The organism is Desulfomicrobium apsheronum (genome assembly GCF_900114115.1).
Classification (GTDB): domain Bacteria; phylum Desulfobacterota; class Desulfovibrionia; order Desulfovibrionales; family Desulfomicrobiaceae; genus Desulfomicrobium; species Desulfomicrobium apsheronum.
The window spans coordinates 40,859-56,629 of the sequence record NZ_FORX01000004.1; the positions used below are offsets into that span (position 1 = coordinate 40,859).

A 15,771-nucleotide genomic window follows, 5' to 3' on the forward strand; every position below is an offset into this window, starting at 1 on the left:
GATTTCTCCGACATGATCACATGCCAGCCGGACCATGTTCGAGCATGAAGCGAATGAGCCCGGAGGTGGTGCCGATGTCAAGTTTGCGCATGGCCCGGGTACGATAGGTGCTGGCGGTCTTGACGCTGACGCCCATGGCCTGGGCGATGGCGGTCATGGTTTCGCCTTGTGCGAGCCTGCGCGCCACGTCGCGTTCCTGACGGGACAGGGTGTCCATGATCGTTGTCGGCCTGCGCGAGTCAAGCAGCGAGGGGTTGACGTAGATGCCCCCGTCCAGGATGGCGGTCATGGCCTCTTCGAGCTCTTCGGGGGCGGAATTCTTGCTCAGATAGCCACGCGCGCCCATGCTCAGGCACCTTTGGGCGTATTCAATCTCATGGTGCATGCTGAGCATGATAACCGGCAATCCGGGATCATGCTCCCGCGCGAACTCCAAAAAATCGAGACCGCTTCCGTCGGGCAGTGAAATGTCCAGAATGACGAGATCAAAACGCGTGTCCCCGAGGACCAGCCGCGCCTCATGCAGGGTGCCGGCCTCCGAGAATTCACAGTCCGGAAAACGGTCGATGATGATGTTCATGGTGCCGCGCCGCACCACCGCATGGTCGTCCACTATGAGCAATCGCATGAGCCACTCTCCCCGGTCAGGGGCACCCTGACCAAAATTTCCGTTCCGCCCTTGGGCAGCCTCGTGATGGCAAGACAGCCGCCCACCAGCCGGACCCGTTCACGCATCCCCAGCAGCCCCAGCGAACTGGACGAATCGGCCTGCTCCGGTGTTATGCCCCGTCCATTGTCGGTCACCAGCATCTCGAACTTACCATCCATGGTTTGCACGCTCACATGCAGTCGGCTGCAACCCGAATGCCGCGCGGCATTGGTCAGGCACTCCTGCAGCACCCGATACATGGCCGTGGCCAGATCGCCAGGCAGGTCGGGGAGATGGCCGAGCTGCTGGTCCACGCGAAGTCCGGAGGCCTGCGCGAAGGTCCGGATCTGCCAGGCCACGGCTTCGACGAAACCCAGCTCGTCGAGCATGGGCGGACGCAGTTCCCGTGAAATGCGGCGCACCGTTTCGAGGGTCCCGGCCACCAGGGCGCGCAACTCCGCGAGCTGGGCGAGCCGCCCGTCGTCCGGGTCATGAAAGGAGCGTTCAAGGCGGTGCAGGCCCATGTTCATGGCGGTCAGGTCCTGCCCGAGAATATCGTGGATCTCGCGCGAAATGTGCGCCCGCTCCTTTTCGATGCGGTCCTGCAGGTATCCGGAGAGAGCCCGGTATCTCTCGCGGGAAAGCTCCAGCTCGGCGGTGCGCTCGCGCACCCGCTCCGCAAGGTTCTGTCTGGCCTGGTCCAGGCTGATGCGGGTCTGCACCCGCTCCGTCACGTCCCGCAAGGACAGGCGCCAGCCCTGGAAACGGCCACGCGGATCAAAGACCCGGGTCGTTTCCTGGGACAGCCAGATCCGGGTCCCATCCCGGCGGCAAATGCGAAAATCCATGGCCGGAATATCCTGTGCATGACCGGTATCCATGGCCTGTCGCCATTTCGCAAAATCATCGGCGTCGATGATCCGCGAAAAAAAATCCGCATCGCGCAGCGCGTCCAGGGCCGGATAACCCGTCACCCGCAGACACGACGGAGAAACATAGCGCAACGAACCGCCAGCCTCCATCCAGATCTCCAGATCATAGGTAAAATCGGCCACCGTGCGATACATATGCAGCAGCGCTCGTTGGCGGGACCTGAGGCGCGGAATCAGAAGGCGGGATTTCATGAGGATCGTATGGATCAGAAGCGACCGGGAAGCAAGCCCGGCAGCTTCCGTATCGCGGCGGCAGAAACGCACTGGGCCGGGGCGATCGGTCACGCTGCTCAAAGATCGAATTCGCCGGCGCGTTCAGGCTGAAAGACAATCTCCTCGATCCGCACCTGCAGTATTCCTCCGCCGGGCCGGGGCCACTGGATTTCATCGCCGATGGAGAGCCCGAGCAACGCGCTGCCCACCGGGGCCAGGATCGAAATCGTCGAACCCGGTGCGTCAGCGGGGCCGCTGGAACCGGGATAGACGAGCGTGAGACAGAACTCCTCTCCGGCGGGCATGAGCTTGAATTTGACGGTGGAGTTCATGGTCACCACGTTGGGCGGCACATTTTTCGGGTCAACGATGATGGCGCGATCCAGCTCGTCCTCAAGATCTGCTTTTCCGGCAAATCCCCCCTTTGGAAGGGAATCGAGAAGTATTTCAAGACGCTCGGCATCAAGAGAGGTTATGGTGATACTTGGTTTTCTGTTCATGATTGTCCTTATGCACTCATTTCTTTTTTTACGCGTGCGGATGCATTCAACACAGAAAAATCCGTGTTCATGCGACAGGAAGCGCGTGAAAGAAGACAATCGTCCGGAAAGATGAAAATAGTCAAGTTTGACAGAATATTCTTACAAATCGATTTCATTTTCTTGAAATGAAACCACTCGGACTTAAAATATAACGCACATAAAATTTTATGATGAAATAATTTTTCCGACAAATAATTCATCTCATTTTTTTTGCTATGCAATAAAACATGCATTTCTTTGAGAAAGGTTCTTGAAAATCGATTTTTGAAAAAAAATATCCACGACATAATAACCAGTCTTGCATGAATGCAAAAATACGTATAGCAGATCTCCATCTTTTGAATCCGGCATTCCCTGGGGGAGGCTTCCGCGCGGAAGCCTCCCCTTCGCTTTGTCCCAACCGACTTGCCCGGCGCCAAATCCCTGCCGAGGAGGAAACCATGGCCTTTCGAATCACAAACAGCCCCACTGCCAAAACCCGGCAGTTTCATCAGCGCATCTGAATCTGGATACCTCTGCAGCACTTGCCTTGGGGGGATGCGTCGATGGCGCATCCCCCTTTTCATTGCCCGATAATCAACTAAAAAATCACCGACAGGAGCCTGAAATGTTGGATCTTTCCGCAAAAAAACCGGAGGCGCTTCTGCCTACCGACATCTTCTTCCAGACCCCCTACTGGGCGCAGGTCAAATCCCGGCAGGGATTCAAGCCCCTGGCATTCGACCTGGAATCCAGAAAGTGCGGAGATGTCCTGGTGCTCTTGCAGCCCTGCGGCGACAAGAAGGTCGCCGTGGTGCCCCAGGGGCCGGAGTACGCTCCCGATGAGGAAAACTACGGCCCGTTTCTCGAAGACTTCTCCCTGGCTTTGGCCAAGGAACTGGGACCTGACGTGGCCTTCATTCGCTACGATCTGCCATGGAAGTCTCTCTATGCCGACGAAATGAAAAAGCGGGAGTGGACCGCGTTTCCGGAGCCCAGAATCAGGGAAATGCGCATGAACATGGGCACCAGACACTGGAATATCCGTAAAGCGTACACGGATCTGACCGTGGCCAGTTCGCTGGTGGTGGATCTGGACGGAAACGACGATGCACTCCTTGCACGCATGAAGGCCAAGACCCGCTACAACATAGGCCTGGCCGGGCGCAAAGGCGTGACTGTACGCACGGTCAGCGCGGAGAACCTGCCGGAATTTCACGCCCTGTATTGCCAAACCGCGCAACGCAATGGCTTTGCGTCGTGTAGCTTCGAGAACTTCGCGGCCCTTTTCAAATGCCGGCTGGCCGCAAGGGGCAATTCGGAGCTTGTCTTTCTGCTGGCCGGCCACGGAGAGGACAATCTGGCCGGAGCCATCATCGGCATCTCGGGCAAGGCAGCCAATTTTCTCTACGGGGCGTCATCCAGCCTGAAACGCGGACTCATGGCGCCCTATCTCATGCACTGGACAGCCATGACCCTGGCCCGCGATCGCGGTTGCCTGACCTACGAGATGGGCGCGGTCTCCCCCGGACTTGACCCCGCGCACCCGTTTCACGGCATGTACCGCTTCAAGACCGGATTCGGAGGCAGGATCGAACTCAGAAGCGGCTCCTGGGACTTCCCCCTGGACCAGGATGCCTACCGGGGCTTCTGCAACACCGAGGGCCTGACCCGTTACCGGTCCACGCAACGCGCGTCCTGACACGAGCCGGAGCTTCATGCACCTTGCTTTTGGATTTGTGTGGGAAAGTGGATAAAGTGGATCGGTGCGAAAGCAGATATTGTTCAGGCTTTCATGACAAATGAAGGATGCGGCGGGAGCGATTCCAGTCGTGTTGTCGACAGGATCATGAAGGGGCGTCGGAAAGAAATCCGGACGCCCTGTCTTTCGTCAGCCCAGAAACACTTTCCAGTTCATGTCCAGAGCTTCGCCCAGCTTTTTGGCCATGCCCTTACCTATGGGACGGGCTCCGCGTTCCATTCCGGAGATATGCGACTTGTGCACGCCGATGACGGCGGCCAGGGCAGCCTGGGTCATCCCGCGCAAACCTCGCGCCCCGGCCAGCACCCTGCCCGGAGTGGACTCGGGGAACACCTCGTCGGCCGGAATATTGGCCTCTACCGCGTCCACGATGGCCCTGGCCACGGCATCGACGCGATCAGCGGGGATGGCGGCACTGATGACCACCAAACCGTCAGTACGGAGCGTTTTTGTGAGTTCCAACATATATGATCTCCACAAGGACAGCGATTTTGTTGCGCACCTGCCACACAACCACATAAAAAGGGTTTGATTCGATTTTTCTTCTGGAATTATTGATGAGGCCCGGGAATATACCAAAAGCGGAAAATAATCTGTGAGAAACAGCCGTGTTATGGAAAAACCAATAGAATTATGTATCCGTTGCAACACCATGCGTACGGACTCACATGCCAGCGATTTCATCCGTCACGCCCTGTCCCGAGGCGGGACGCCATCCCCTCCTCGGTGACAAAACGCCGTTTTGGGCAGGCAGTTAGGCGTCCTGCAACTGCTCCGTCATAAGCTGCTGCAGCTGTTGCTGCAACTCCTGGATCTGCTGCAGATACGGGGCGGCAGCGCTTTGCTTCTGCTCGGGCGGCAGATCGCTGTCCATGATGTGCTTGACCTTGTCCATGAGGTCCTTGATGCGCTTTTCGATATCCTCGACCTGGCTGCCCGACCCGGAATTGCCTGCTGCTCCGGAGCTTTCGCCGGCATCGACGCCCTTGACCGACGTGCTGGACGTGCCATCAGCGCCCTTGCCCACGGATGCCGTTGTCGCGGCGGAGGACGTCCCTTGCGTGTCATCCCGGTCCATGGCGTTGACCTGCTTGCTTCGGAAATACTCAAGCAGACGCTTGGCCTCCGATGAAAGGCTGACCGTATCCCCCTGACTTGCCTGTTTATTTCCAGTTACGCGCTCCCGAGCCGGATAGCCTGTGCGCATGGTCATGACCGATTCCGTGCCGCCGATCTCCATGTTTCCTCCTTGTCGGCAGGAAGATGCTGCCGCATTGCGAACCAAATTGTCAGTTCTAGCAAAAACCATGCATGAAAACGCAGGCCAGCAGCGGCCTCGATCGCGGCATTTTACCGACAAATGCTCCGAAATCGTGGTTTGAGTTACAAGTGTATACGGATGAAGTGGCCACCAACATCGCCCAGACCACGACCGGCGTTCAGGACGCCAATTCGCTCATCGCCCAGATGTCCAGCGCATCGTCCGACATCGCGCAGGACATCACCAATGTGGACAATGTCACCAGCGAACTGCGCCAGGGCGGAGAGCTCGTCCAGGAAAGGGCCCTGGAACTGGCCCATCTGTCGGAGCAGCTCAAGATGCTGGTGGGGCAATTCAAGGTGCGTTAAGACAATGACCGAGGCGGAGCCTGGATTTCCCGGCCCGCCCCTGTTTGAAGCGGACCTGAACGCCTGCCGCCGGAAAGAGGCCAGAATAGAAGGCCCTGCGATGATCAACTACGGATCATCGCAGGGCCTTTTCATGTTCGATAGCGAGCCGTCTTCGCGCTTCCTCGCGCCCGCGTCCTCGGGACGGAAGGTCTGACCGGAGGAGAGCTAGGACTTTCCGCCAAACAAGGACTTGAGCGTGTCGATGGGCACCGGGAAGACGATGGTGGAATTCTTCTCTCCGGCAATTTCCCCCAGAGTCTGGAGGTATCTGAGCTGGATCGCGCTTGGGCTTTCGGAAAGCTTTTCCGCTGCCTCCACCAGCTTCTGCGCGGCTTGCTGCTCGCCTTCGGCGTGAATGACCTTGGCGCGCCGCTGCCGTTCCGCCTCGGCCTGCTTGGCGATGGCCCGGATCATGGATTCGTCGAGATCGACATGCTTGATCTCCACGTTGGAGACCTTGATCCCCCAGCCGTCGGTCTGGCGGTCGAGAATCTTCTGAATGTCTTCGTTGAGCTTGTCGCGTTCGGCCAGAATCTCGTCGAGTTCATGTTTTCCAAGCACCGAGCGCAAGGTGGTCTGGGCCAGTTGGCTGGTGGCGTCCATGAAGTGCTCGACCGCGATGATGGCCTTTTCCGGATCGATGACCCGGTAATAGACCACGGCGTTGACCCGCACGGAGACGTTGTCGTGGGAGATGACGTCCTGGGTCGGGACATCCATGACCACGGTGCGCAGATCCACCCTGACCATCTGCTGCACGAAGGGGATGAGGATGATCATGCCCGGTCCCTTGACCTTGTCGAACCGGCCCAGGGTGAAGACGACTCCGCGTTCGTATTCGCGCAGGATCTTGATGGTATAGTAAAGCAGGACGACCAGCAGGATGACGCTGAAGGTCACGAATTGCAGCAAGTAGGGATTCATGCGGTTCTCCTTTTCATTGGTTGCCGTTGCCGGTTGGCGCCGGGATGACGGAAAGAACGAGCCCCTCGTCCTCCATGGCCATGATGCGCACCTTGTCGCCTTGGCGAATCGGGTGACTTGACCTGGCCGACCAGTCCTCGCCACGTAGATGCACCCGTCCGGATCCATCGGTAAAATCCTGGATGGCTTCGGCCTCAAGGCCCACCATGGCATCGCGGCTGCTCAGGCGCGGCTTGCGCAAGGTGCGCGCCGCCACCCAGACGATGCCGCCGAAGACCAGGGCCGAACCGGCGCCCATGCCGGCGATGACAGCCGTATTGATGCGGAACTCGGGCATGTCGCCCTCGAAGAGAATGACCGAACCGGCCACCACGGCGACAATACCGCCTATCCCGAGGATGCCGAAGGCCGGAACGAAAAGCTCCACTCCTATCAGCGCAAGGCCAAGCAGAATGAGCGCCAGCCCGGCATAATTCACGGGCAGGATCTGGAAGGCATACAGGGCCAGCAGAAGACAGATGCCTCCGATGACGCCGGGCACCATGGCGCCCGGATTGTAGCCTTCGAGGATGAGACCGTAGATGCCGACCATCAGCAGCATGTAGGCCAGGGTCGGGTTGGTGATGATGGCCAGCAGCTCGGTGCGCCAGTCCGTCTCGATCTCGACCACTGTCAGGCCAGCCGTATCAAGGGTTCGCGAGCCGTCTGCCATGCGCACCTCGCGCCCATTCATGGCCTCAAGAAGTTCGGGCAGGTCCGTGGCTATCAAATCGATGACGTTCTGCTCCAGCGCCTCGGACGAGGTCAGGCTGACGGCCTCGCGCACCGCGCGCTCGGCCCACCCGGCATTGCGTCCATGCCGTTCGGCCAGCCCCTTGATGTAGGCCACGGCGTCATTGACGACCTTGCGGCCCATGGCGTCGTCCGGCAGATTCTCGGGCTCCTCCGTCGCGTTGGCGCCCTCTGCGCCGTCCTTGTCCGCGTTCTTGCTCAAGGCATCCCGGGCACGCTCCCAGGCCGATGGGGACTTGTCGGAATCACCGCCCCCGATCTGAACCGGCGTGGCCGAACCGAGGTTGGTGGCCGGGGCCATGGCCGCGATGTGACTGGCGTACATGATGTACGTTCCGGCGCTGGCCGCACGGGACCCTGACGGCGCGACCCAGGTCGCCACCGGCACCTCGGAGGCCAGGATCTTGCGGATGATGTCGCGCATGGAAGCGTCGAGACCGCCGGGAGTGTTGAGACGCACCACAATCACCTCCGCGCCGTCCCGCTCCGCACGGGTTATGTTGCGCACGATGTGATCGCGGGTGGCGGGTCCGATGGCGTCGTCGATGGTCAGGACATAGGCTTTTTTTTGCCCCGTGTCCGCCCACGGCGTCAGAACAGAACCGACCAGCGCGACAAGAAGAATCGCCGCCAGCACGGCGCCTGAACGCAAGAGATTGGAGTGTATGTAATTGCGCATGCTTTACCGATAAGGCCATTTCGACTTGGATTCAAGGCTGAAGGTATTTTTTCCGTACGCCTGCGGAGCCGGTCACGCGGCACTTTGAGATTCAGACATTTTGAACTAACGAATTCAGGGCACACGACAATCATAATGAGGAGCAGCATGGGCAACCCGAAAACCGAGACAATCCGCCTGGCCGAAACCTACGCCGCCAAGGGCGACCCCGATGGATGGTTCGAGGAGTTCTATGACCGGGCAGGTGGTGACATCAGCCGAGTGTACTGGGCCGACCTGGAGCCCAATCCCCTGCTCCTCGACTGGGTCGACGCGCATCCCACTCCGGCAGGCAGGCGGGCCGTGGTCGTCGGTTGCGGGCTGGGCGACGACGCGGAGGCGCTGCGGGAGCGCGGCTACTCGGTCGTGGGCTTCGACATCTCCCCTTCGGCCATCGACATGTGCCGCAAGCGCTACCCGGACAGCCCCGTTGAATACGTCGTGGCCGACCTGTTCGACCTGCCCGCTTCGTGGCTGCGCGGCTTCGACCTTGTCTACGAGTGCAACACCATCCAGATCCTCACGGGGGCCAACCGGCTCAGGGCGCTGAGCGCCATCGCCGAACTGGTCGCACCCGACGGCGAGGTCATCGTCTCATGCCGCAGTCGCGCGAGCGATGACCACTCGCAAACCTTCCCCATCGCCCTGGACCGCCACGAAATCGACGGCTTCGTACGCGAGGGCCTGACCGAGACGCATTTCCTGGCCTACGACGACCACCAGGACCCACCCGTCCCGCATTTTTTCGCGGTGTACAGGCGTTTGGCCTGAGCATTTGGCGGCATGCCGCAAGTGGCCAGAGCGACCGGGCGCCACGAAAAGACGCTGTACAAGAGCCTGTCCAGCAAAGAAAATCCAAACCTCAAAACGCTGATGGACGTGGCCGAAGCCATGGGCATGCGCATCCCCCTGGTCCCGACGGACAAGCATTATGGGCACAATGCATGATTTTGCATGGATGAGTTTGAATCAACCGGCCAGACGGCAAGCACGGTTTCGGTCCTTTCCTCAAACGAAATAGCCCTGCAAGCCACGCCTTTGGCCTGTTCTTCGCGCTTAGCCATGGCATCCTGCCATGCAGGTTGTTGTGCTTAGGGCCGGTCTGATGTTCGTTACACCTGTCCGGGCCGCTTCTATTTCACCCGGCCATCATGGCCAGAATCAAACGCTGATCAATCCACCTTGCCTCTACAGAAACACCCGGTAATCAACCTTCAGGACTTCGGCCAGCTTGCGGGCGTTCTGCTTGCCGATGGGGCGCTTGCTGTTCTCCATCTCGGAGATATGGCGCCGGGGGATGCCAGCGGCCTTGGCAAGCTCTTCCTGGGTCATGTCCTCGCGGTAGCGTGCGCCCCGCAGCATGGATGCGGGCATTTCGGATTCCGGAGTATTGAAAACTTCCCGCCATGGGATGGCGTCCTCTGCCTCCTGGATCGAGAAGCCAAGGCCGCTCAGCGCCTTCTCCACGTCCGCCAGCCTGCTGGCCGGACCGGTGGCGCAAAGGGTCACGTTGTCAGTATGGGGCTTTCTCGTGCGTTCCAGCATATGTCACCTCAGTTCCGGACTTGCGCCCCGCATCATCCTTTTCGCAATGGCCTTTGTGTCCATCGGATGGCGCCCCTGCGATACCCTGTCAAAACCGCACACCATCCCCCTGGAAAAAAGGCCTGCGCCGTCCTCGTCCTAGTCTTCGCCTTCTCGTCCATCTTCGCGCCTTCCAGGCTTGATGCCAGCCCTTACCCTGAAACGGTCCTGCATACCATGGGCAGCACTCCCCATTGGCGGCCTCGGGCGTGGCAGATAACTTTCTTTAAGCCCAAAACAGTGGCCTCCAAGTCTCGATAATCGATATATTCTCCAACTTCGGGCTTTTCCATTTTGACCACGGTTGCCCCAAGACCGCTATAGGAGTCACCTCACGATGGAAATTGTTCGTCGCCTGTTCAATGGCGCTGAATGCAAATTCTGTCTTCTCCCGTCCTCTTTTCTCGCCATCGCCGTATCTCGGATCAATGTGCCCGACTTCAACCTTTCATGTGACAAATATATCTTGTGTCATACAGGAGTTATGCTCTAAAAACACCCGTGGATTTCCTGCCTGGCCGGCCTTTTTTCAACCTGTGCGGGCTGACTTGCTGCACCTCTTCATTTTGGGACATCATGTTCGAACAAGCATTCAAAAATATCGACGACGCACTCTGGAAAGAGAGCGGCTGCACGACGGAGCTCGATTACACGGAGCAGACATCCTGGCTCCTTTTTCTCAAATACCTCGACGCGCTGGAACAGGACAAGGCCACGGAAGCGGCCCTGGAAGGGCGGGAGTATTCGTTCATCCTCGACGAGTCCTATCGCTGGGAGGCGTGGGCCGCGCCCAAGAACGGGGGCGGCAAACTGGACCACAACAAGGCCATGACTGGGGATGATTTGGTCGATTTCGTGGACCGCAAGCTCTTCCTCTACCTGCACGGTTTCAAGCAGCGGGCCACCGGGCCGGACACCATCGAATACAAGATCGGCGAGATTTTCGGCGAGATCAAAAACAAGATCCGCAGCGGCTACACCCTGCGCGACATCATCGACCATGTGGACGAACTGCGTTTCGGCTCCCAGAACGAAAAGCACGAACTCTCGGCCCTATACGAAGAGAAGATCAAACGCATGGGCAACGCGGGCCGCAACGGCGGGGAATACTACACGCCGCGTCCGCTCATCCGGGCCATGATCCAGGTCACGCAGCCAAAGATCGGCGAGCGTATCTATGACGGCGCATGCGGTTCGGCAGGCTTTTTGTGCGAATCCTACGCCTATCTCTCGGCCAAGCCGGACCTGACCACGGACGATCTCAAAACTCTTCAGGAACGCACCTTCTACGGCAAGGAAAAGAAGTCCCTCGCCTACGTCATCGCCATCATGAACATGATCCTGCATGGCATCGAGGCCCCCAGCATCATCCATACCAACACCCTGAGCGAGAACCTGGCCGACATTCAGGATAAAGACCGTTTCGACGTGATCCTGGCCAACCCGCCCTTCGGTGGCAAGGAGCGCAAGGAAGTCCAGCAGAACTTTCCCATCCGCACGGGCGAGACGGCCTTCCTCTTCCTGCAGCATTTCATCAAGATGCTCAAAGCCGGAGGCCGGGCGGCCGTGGTCATCAAGAACACGTTTCTGTCCAACTCGGACAATGCCTCGGTGTCGTTGCGCAAACTCCTGCTGGAAAGCTGTGACCTGCATACGGTGCTCGATTGTCCTGGAGGCACGTTTCAAGGTGCGGGAGTAAAGACAGTGGTGCTCTTTTTTAAGAAAGGTCGCCCCACACGCAAAATTTGGTTCTACCAGCTCAACCCAGGTCGCAGCATGGGCAAAACTACGGCTTTGAACGATGCCGACCTGGTCGAGTTCGTAGAACTGCAGAAAAGCAGGGCCGACTCGCCCAAAAGTTGGAGCGTGGACGTTTCCCAGATTGGCCATGCAAGCGTTGACCTCTCAGTCAAGAATCCGAACAACGGCGAGGAAAAAAAGTACCGCAGCCCGCAGGAGCTCATGGACGAAATCGCGGCGCTGGATGCTGAGAGTGCGGAAGTGCTGGGCAAAATTCGGAAGCTGCTATGAGTGCCGATCAAAAGAATGGGAAACATGGGATGAATGTGATGGATGAAAAGCATGAAAAAACCGGGAACTGTAAAGCCCCTGGCTCCCATAATTCCCATATCTCCCATTCTGAGCCACCGTGGCCCAACACCCGGCCCATCATCCCCCCACGCGGCGATTACCAGACACTCCTCTCTTTTCAGAAAGCCGAGGTCATCTACGACATCACGTTCCGCTTCGCCCACAAGCACCTCAGCCGAGGCGACCGCACCGTGGACCAGATGATTCAGTCCGCGCGCTCCGGCAAGCAGAACATCCTTGAAGGCAGCAAGGCCGGGCTGACCTCAAAGGAATCCGAGATCAAACTTACCAATGTCGGACGGGCCAGCCTCGAAGAGCTGCTCGCCGACTATCGCGACTACCTCCGCGTGCGTGACCACGCCATTTGGGACAAGGACTCCAAAGAAGCGCAGTTCGTACGCCGCCTCGGCCGCAAGGTCCCGCACACCTTTGAACTTTACCGCGAATTTGTAGAGACCCGCCCGCCCAAAGTCATTGCCAACATTGCCATTTGCCTGATTCATCAGGCAAACTACCTGCTTGACCAGCAACTTTGCCGGCTGGAAAAGGATTTCCTGGAGCAAGGCGGCCTCCGCGAGCGGATGTTTCAAGCTAGACTCGCCCACCGCAACCAGCAACACAAGAAATGACCCAATGAAACAGCTCAACCCTATATTTTCCATACTTCCCAGACCTCCCATTCTTTCCAGCTGTCGTTCTGTGGTAAGTGCGGAAGTTCTGGGGAATTTCAAGGCGGTGCTATGACCAAGGGGTGGCAAACAAAAACACTTGGTGAAATCGCCGATGTAAAGGGAGGGAAGCGTGTTCCCAAAGGCTACAAATTACAGACTGAGCCAACAGATCATCCATATATTACGGTGTCGGACTTCACTGACGATGGCACAATCGACACGTCAAGACTGCGATATGTCAGCCAAGAAGTATTTGAGCAGATCAAACGCTACACAATATCCTCAAAGGATCTCTACCTGAGCATTGCGGGAACAATCGGAAAGACAGGCTATGTTCCTGACGAGTTGGATGGAGCGAATCTGACTGAGAATGCATGCAAGCTCGTTCTTCATCCTGGAACGAGCAGGGACTTCCTGTACTACTTTACAAAAAGCTCCGACTTCGCTGATCAGGCGGGAGCAAACACCCGAACTGCTGCACAACCCAAACTGGCACTAGAACGTTTGAAGACGATCAAACTTTGCATCCCTCCGCTCCCCGAACAGCAACGGATCGTCGCCATCCTTGACGACGCCTTTGCGGACCTCGCCACCGCCAAAACCAACGCCGAAAAGAACCTCCAAAACGCCCGCGCCCTCTTTGAAAGCCATCTCGATGCTGTCTTTAGTCAGAGGGAAGCGGGGTGGGAGGAGACAACTCTTGAAAAAATCCTCAATACGCAACCCCGAAACGGATGGTCCCCCCCTGCCGCCAATCATTCAGACACAGGCACTCCTGTGTTGACTCTCTCATCTGTCACGGGCTTTCAATTCCGGCCTGAAAAAATAAAATACACTTCTGCCCCCACTGACAATCATCGACATTACTGGGTTAATAATGGTGATTTCCTGATTACTCGAAGCAATACGCCAGAACTCGTTGGACATGTCGCGATCGCTTCTGGCATTGAGCAACCAACGATATACCCAGACCTAATCATGCGAATGAATCCAAATCCAGAAGAAATAATGACAGAGTTCCTTTTTTATCAGTTACGCACAGCGAAACTGCGATCAGAAATTACTTCACGGGCACATGGAGCAAATCCGACAATGAAAAAACTGAACAAAGAGGCGGTTCAGACACTCCCAATCTGTGTACCGACTCTGCCAACACAAAAGAGCATTTTAAATTCATTGAATCGCCTTGCCGACGAAACCGGACGCCTCGCCCGAATCTACGAGCAAAAACTTACTGCCCTTGGCGAACTGAAGCAATCCCTGCTGCATCAAGCCTTCAGCGGCCAACTCTGACAACCACACTTCGGAGCAACGAAACAATGGCCACCCAACGCTACTCAGTAACCCCTCATCCAATCGAAACGCTCCTGATCTGGGTCAAAACCGGCGAGATCGCCATCCCAGAAATTCAGCGTCCCTTTGTCTGGGAAGCGACCAAGGTCCGCAACCTGCTTGACTCCTTGTATCAGGGCTATCCGGTGGGCTATCTGATCGCTTGGCGCAATCCCAAGGTCAAACTGAAGGACGGTTCCATCTCCGTTGGCAAGCGCATCCTCATTGACGGCCAGCAGCGCGTCACGGCTCTCATGGCGTCCCTTCTAGGCCATGAAGTGCTGACGGACGACTACGAGACGCGGCAGATCCAGATCGCCTTCAATCCGCAAAATGAAACCTTCGAGGTCACCAACCCGGCCATACGCAAAAACTCGGTCTGGCTGCCGGATGTGGCGCAAGTCTTTGCCGCGAGCGCCAGCATTTTCCAGATGGTCGAGGCCTATTGTGCGGTCAATCCCGATGTCTCCAAAGACGACGTCTACAAGGTGATCGAAAAGCTGCGTGGCATCATTCACAACCATGTGGGCATCATCGAGTTGGCGGAAGATCTGGATATCGAGACTGTGACCGAAATCTTCATCCGCGTGAACTCGGCCGGCGCCCCACTCTCCCAGGCCGACTTTGCCATGTCCAAGATCGCGGTGAATGAGACCTACGGCGGCAACATGCTGCGCAAGGCCATCGACTATTTTTGCCATCTCGCCGTGGCCCCTGAGTTTCTTCCCAAGATCAAGAAGGGCGACAAATCCTTCGTTGAATCCGAATTCTTCGACAAGATGAAGTGGGTCGCCGACGTCAATGACGACATCTATGATCCGAACTACACCGATATGCTGCGCGTTGCCTTCACCTCGGAATTCGGACGCGGGAAACTGCAGGACCTCGTGGCGCTTCTCTCGGGGCGTAATTTCGAGACCAAGCAGTACGAGGAAGCCATTGCGGAAGAGTCGTTCGCAAAGCTCAAGAACGGCATTCACGCCTTCATCAACAAGACCCACTTCGACCGCATCGTCATGATCCTGCGGTCGGCGGGATTCATCGTCAGCAACCTGATCGGCAGTCAGAACGCCGTCAATTTCGCCTATATCCTCTATCTGCGCGGCCGCTCGGAGAAAGTGCCCGCCGACGATCTTGAACGCCTGGTGCGCCGCTGGTTCGTCATGTCCATGTTGAGCAAGCGATACAGCAGCGCCCCGGAATCGACCATCGACTTCGATATCCGTCAGATCGATAACAGAGGTGTCGTTGCGTATGCGGATGCGGTGGTTCCCAACGAACTGCCGGACAGTTTCTGGACAGGCATGCTGCCGCAGTTCCTTGATACGTCCTCAAGCATCAGCCCCTATTTTCGCTGCTATCAGGCTGCGCAGATCAAACTTGGCGACCGGGGCTTTCTGTCCCGTGACATCACTGTGGCGGACCTGCTTCTGAACCGGGCCGACGTACATCACGTATTTCCCAAAAAACACCTCAAGGATGCAGGATTGTCGCGCGGGAGTTACAACCAGATCGCCAACTTCGTGATCGCCCAGAGCGAGATCAACATCGCGATCGGCGCCAAGGCCCCTGCCGTCTATTTTACGGAACTGGTCGACCAGGTCCAGGGCGGCACGAAGAAATACGGAGGCATCACGGACAAGGACGATCTGCATGCAAATCTGCGCATGAACTGCATTCCGGACGGCCTGCTCACAGGCGCAATCACGGAATACAGTGATTTTCTCGAAGAACGGCGCAAGTTGATGGCCTTGAAAATGAAAGACTGGTTCGAGGTGTTGTGATGATTTAGTACAGAGACATTGCCTTGATCGAGGAGCTTCGCGCTCAGACCGACGAATTGACCTTGATGGAGTTCAAGAGAGACAGCGATGACCCGGAGATAATCGACAATCACTACGCATTAAATCC

General features: G+C 57.4%; 17 protein-coding genes. 8 read left to right on the forward strand and 9 right to left on the reverse strand.

What is annotated here, in order from left to right:
- Window positions 1-16: 16 nt before the first annotated feature.
- Genes BMZ40_RS05790 through BMZ40_RS05805 form a run of 4 tightly spaced genes read right to left on the reverse strand, consistent with a single transcriptional unit; the run spans window position 17 to window position 2,962 of the window.
- Window positions 17-628, reverse strand: a complete 612-nt coding sequence (locus BMZ40_RS05790; RefSeq protein ID WP_092373168.1) for a response regulator transcription factor — start codon at window positions 626-628, stop codon at window positions 17-19.
- Window positions 613-1,866 (reverse strand): PAS domain-containing sensor histidine kinase, encoded by a 1,254-nt coding sequence (locus BMZ40_RS05795; protein ID WP_177193039.1) that lies wholly within the window; start codon window positions 1,864-1,866, stop codon window positions 613-615. The genes BMZ40_RS05790 and BMZ40_RS05795 overlap by 16 nt, the downstream gene beginning before the upstream one ends.
- A 5-nt stretch (window positions 1,867-1,871) precedes the next feature.
- Window positions 1,872-2,294 (reverse strand): nucleoside diphosphate kinase regulator, encoded by a 423-nt coding sequence (gene rnk, locus BMZ40_RS05800; protein WP_092373170.1) that lies wholly within the window; start codon window positions 2,292-2,294, stop codon window positions 1,872-1,874.
- A gap of 8 nt (window positions 2,295-2,302) precedes the next feature.
- Window positions 2,303-2,962: a hypothetical protein gene (locus BMZ40_RS05805; RefSeq protein ID WP_143075551.1), complete on the reverse strand. Its 660-nt coding sequence runs from the start codon at window positions 2,960-2,962 to the stop codon at window positions 2,303-2,305.
- Here BMZ40_RS05805 and BMZ40_RS05810 point away from each other — a divergent pair.
- Window positions 2,944-4,017: a lipid II:glycine glycyltransferase FemX gene (locus tag BMZ40_RS05810; protein WP_092373172.1), complete on the forward strand. Its 1,074-nt coding sequence runs from the start codon at window positions 2,944-2,946 to the stop codon at window positions 4,015-4,017. The genes BMZ40_RS05805 and BMZ40_RS05810 overlap by 19 nt on opposite strands.
- A 189-nt stretch (window positions 4,018-4,206) precedes the next feature.
- On the opposite strand, the gene BMZ40_RS05815 is transcribed toward BMZ40_RS05810, so the two are convergent.
- Both BMZ40_RS05815 and BMZ40_RS05825 read right to left on the reverse strand, forming a co-directional pair.
- Window positions 4,207-4,542 carry a helix-turn-helix domain-containing protein gene (locus BMZ40_RS05815; protein WP_092373173.1) on the reverse strand — a complete coding sequence of 112 codons (336 nt, stop codon included), beginning with the start codon at window positions 4,540-4,542 and terminating at the stop codon, window positions 4,207-4,209.
- Between the two features lie 289 nt (window positions 4,543-4,831).
- Window positions 4,832-5,317, reverse strand: a complete 486-nt coding sequence (locus BMZ40_RS05825; RefSeq protein WP_092373174.1) for a FlxA-like family protein — start codon at window positions 5,315-5,317, stop codon at window positions 4,832-4,834.
- 149 nt (window positions 5,318-5,466) lie between these two features.
- Between BMZ40_RS05825 and BMZ40_RS05830 the strand changes: the two genes are divergently transcribed.
- Window positions 5,467-5,706 carry a hypothetical protein gene (locus BMZ40_RS05830; protein ID WP_092373175.1) on the forward strand — a complete coding sequence of 80 codons (240 nt, stop codon included), beginning with the start codon at window positions 5,467-5,469 and terminating at the stop codon, window positions 5,704-5,706.
- 207 nt (window positions 5,707-5,913) lie between these two features.
- Here the strand turns inward: BMZ40_RS05830 and BMZ40_RS05840 are convergent, their stop codons facing one another.
- Window positions 5,914-6,672: a slipin family protein gene (locus BMZ40_RS05840; protein WP_092373177.1), complete on the reverse strand. Its 759-nt coding sequence runs from the start codon at window positions 6,670-6,672 to the stop codon at window positions 5,914-5,916.
- Between the two features lie 13 nt (window positions 6,673-6,685).
- Entirely contained in the window at window positions 6,686-8,143 is a 1,458-nt protein-coding gene (locus BMZ40_RS05845) for an NfeD family protein (protein ID WP_092373178.1), read from the reverse strand.
- Between the two features lie 147 nt (window positions 8,144-8,290).
- On the opposite strand from BMZ40_RS05845, the gene BMZ40_RS05850 reads away from it, so the two are divergent.
- Together BMZ40_RS05850 and BMZ40_RS19505 are read left to right on the forward strand one after the other, a co-directional pair.
- Complete coding sequence (locus BMZ40_RS05850) at window positions 8,291-8,953, forward strand: class I SAM-dependent methyltransferase (RefSeq protein WP_092373179.1); 663 nt, start codon at window positions 8,291-8,293, stop codon at window positions 8,951-8,953.
- Between the two features lie 21 nt (window positions 8,954-8,974).
- Window positions 8,975-9,130, forward strand: coding sequence for a helix-turn-helix domain-containing transcriptional regulator (locus tag BMZ40_RS19505; RefSeq protein WP_177193040.1), 156 nt, complete (start codon window positions 8,975-8,977; stop codon window positions 9,128-9,130).
- Between the two features lie 240 nt (window positions 9,131-9,370).
- On the opposite strand, the gene BMZ40_RS05855 is transcribed toward BMZ40_RS19505, so the two are convergent.
- Window positions 9,371-9,727 (reverse strand): helix-turn-helix transcriptional regulator, encoded by a 357-nt coding sequence (locus BMZ40_RS05855; protein WP_092373180.1) that lies wholly within the window; start codon window positions 9,725-9,727, stop codon window positions 9,371-9,373.
- 615 nt (window positions 9,728-10,342) lie between these two features.
- Here BMZ40_RS05855 and BMZ40_RS05860 point away from each other — a divergent pair.
- The 4 genes from BMZ40_RS05860 to BMZ40_RS05875 all read left to right on the forward strand — a co-directional run bounded on the left by BMZ40_RS05860 (window position 10,343) and on the right by BMZ40_RS05875 (window position 15,644).
- Entirely contained in the window at window positions 10,343-11,797 is a 1,455-nt protein-coding gene (locus BMZ40_RS05860; RefSeq protein WP_092373364.1) for a class I SAM-dependent DNA methyltransferase, read from the forward strand.
- Complete coding sequence (locus BMZ40_RS05865; RefSeq protein ID WP_245751040.1) at window positions 11,794-12,486, forward strand: four helix bundle suffix domain-containing protein; 693 nt, start codon at window positions 11,794-11,796, stop codon at window positions 12,484-12,486. Before BMZ40_RS05860 ends, BMZ40_RS05865 begins: the two co-directional genes overlap by 4 nt.
- Before the next feature lie 111 nt (window positions 12,487-12,597).
- Window positions 12,598-13,821 carry a restriction endonuclease subunit S gene (locus BMZ40_RS05870; protein ID WP_092373181.1) on the forward strand — a complete coding sequence of 408 codons (1,224 nt, stop codon included), beginning with the start codon at window positions 12,598-12,600 and terminating at the stop codon, window positions 13,819-13,821.
- A 26-nt stretch (window positions 13,822-13,847) separates the two neighbouring features.
- The gene (locus tag BMZ40_RS05875; RefSeq protein WP_092373182.1) at window positions 13,848-15,644 is read left to right on the forward strand and encodes a GmrSD restriction endonuclease domain-containing protein; all 1,797 of its coding nucleotides are present in this window, start codon (window positions 13,848-13,850) and stop codon (window positions 15,642-15,644) included.
- Window positions 15,645-15,771 lie beyond the last annotated feature (127 nt).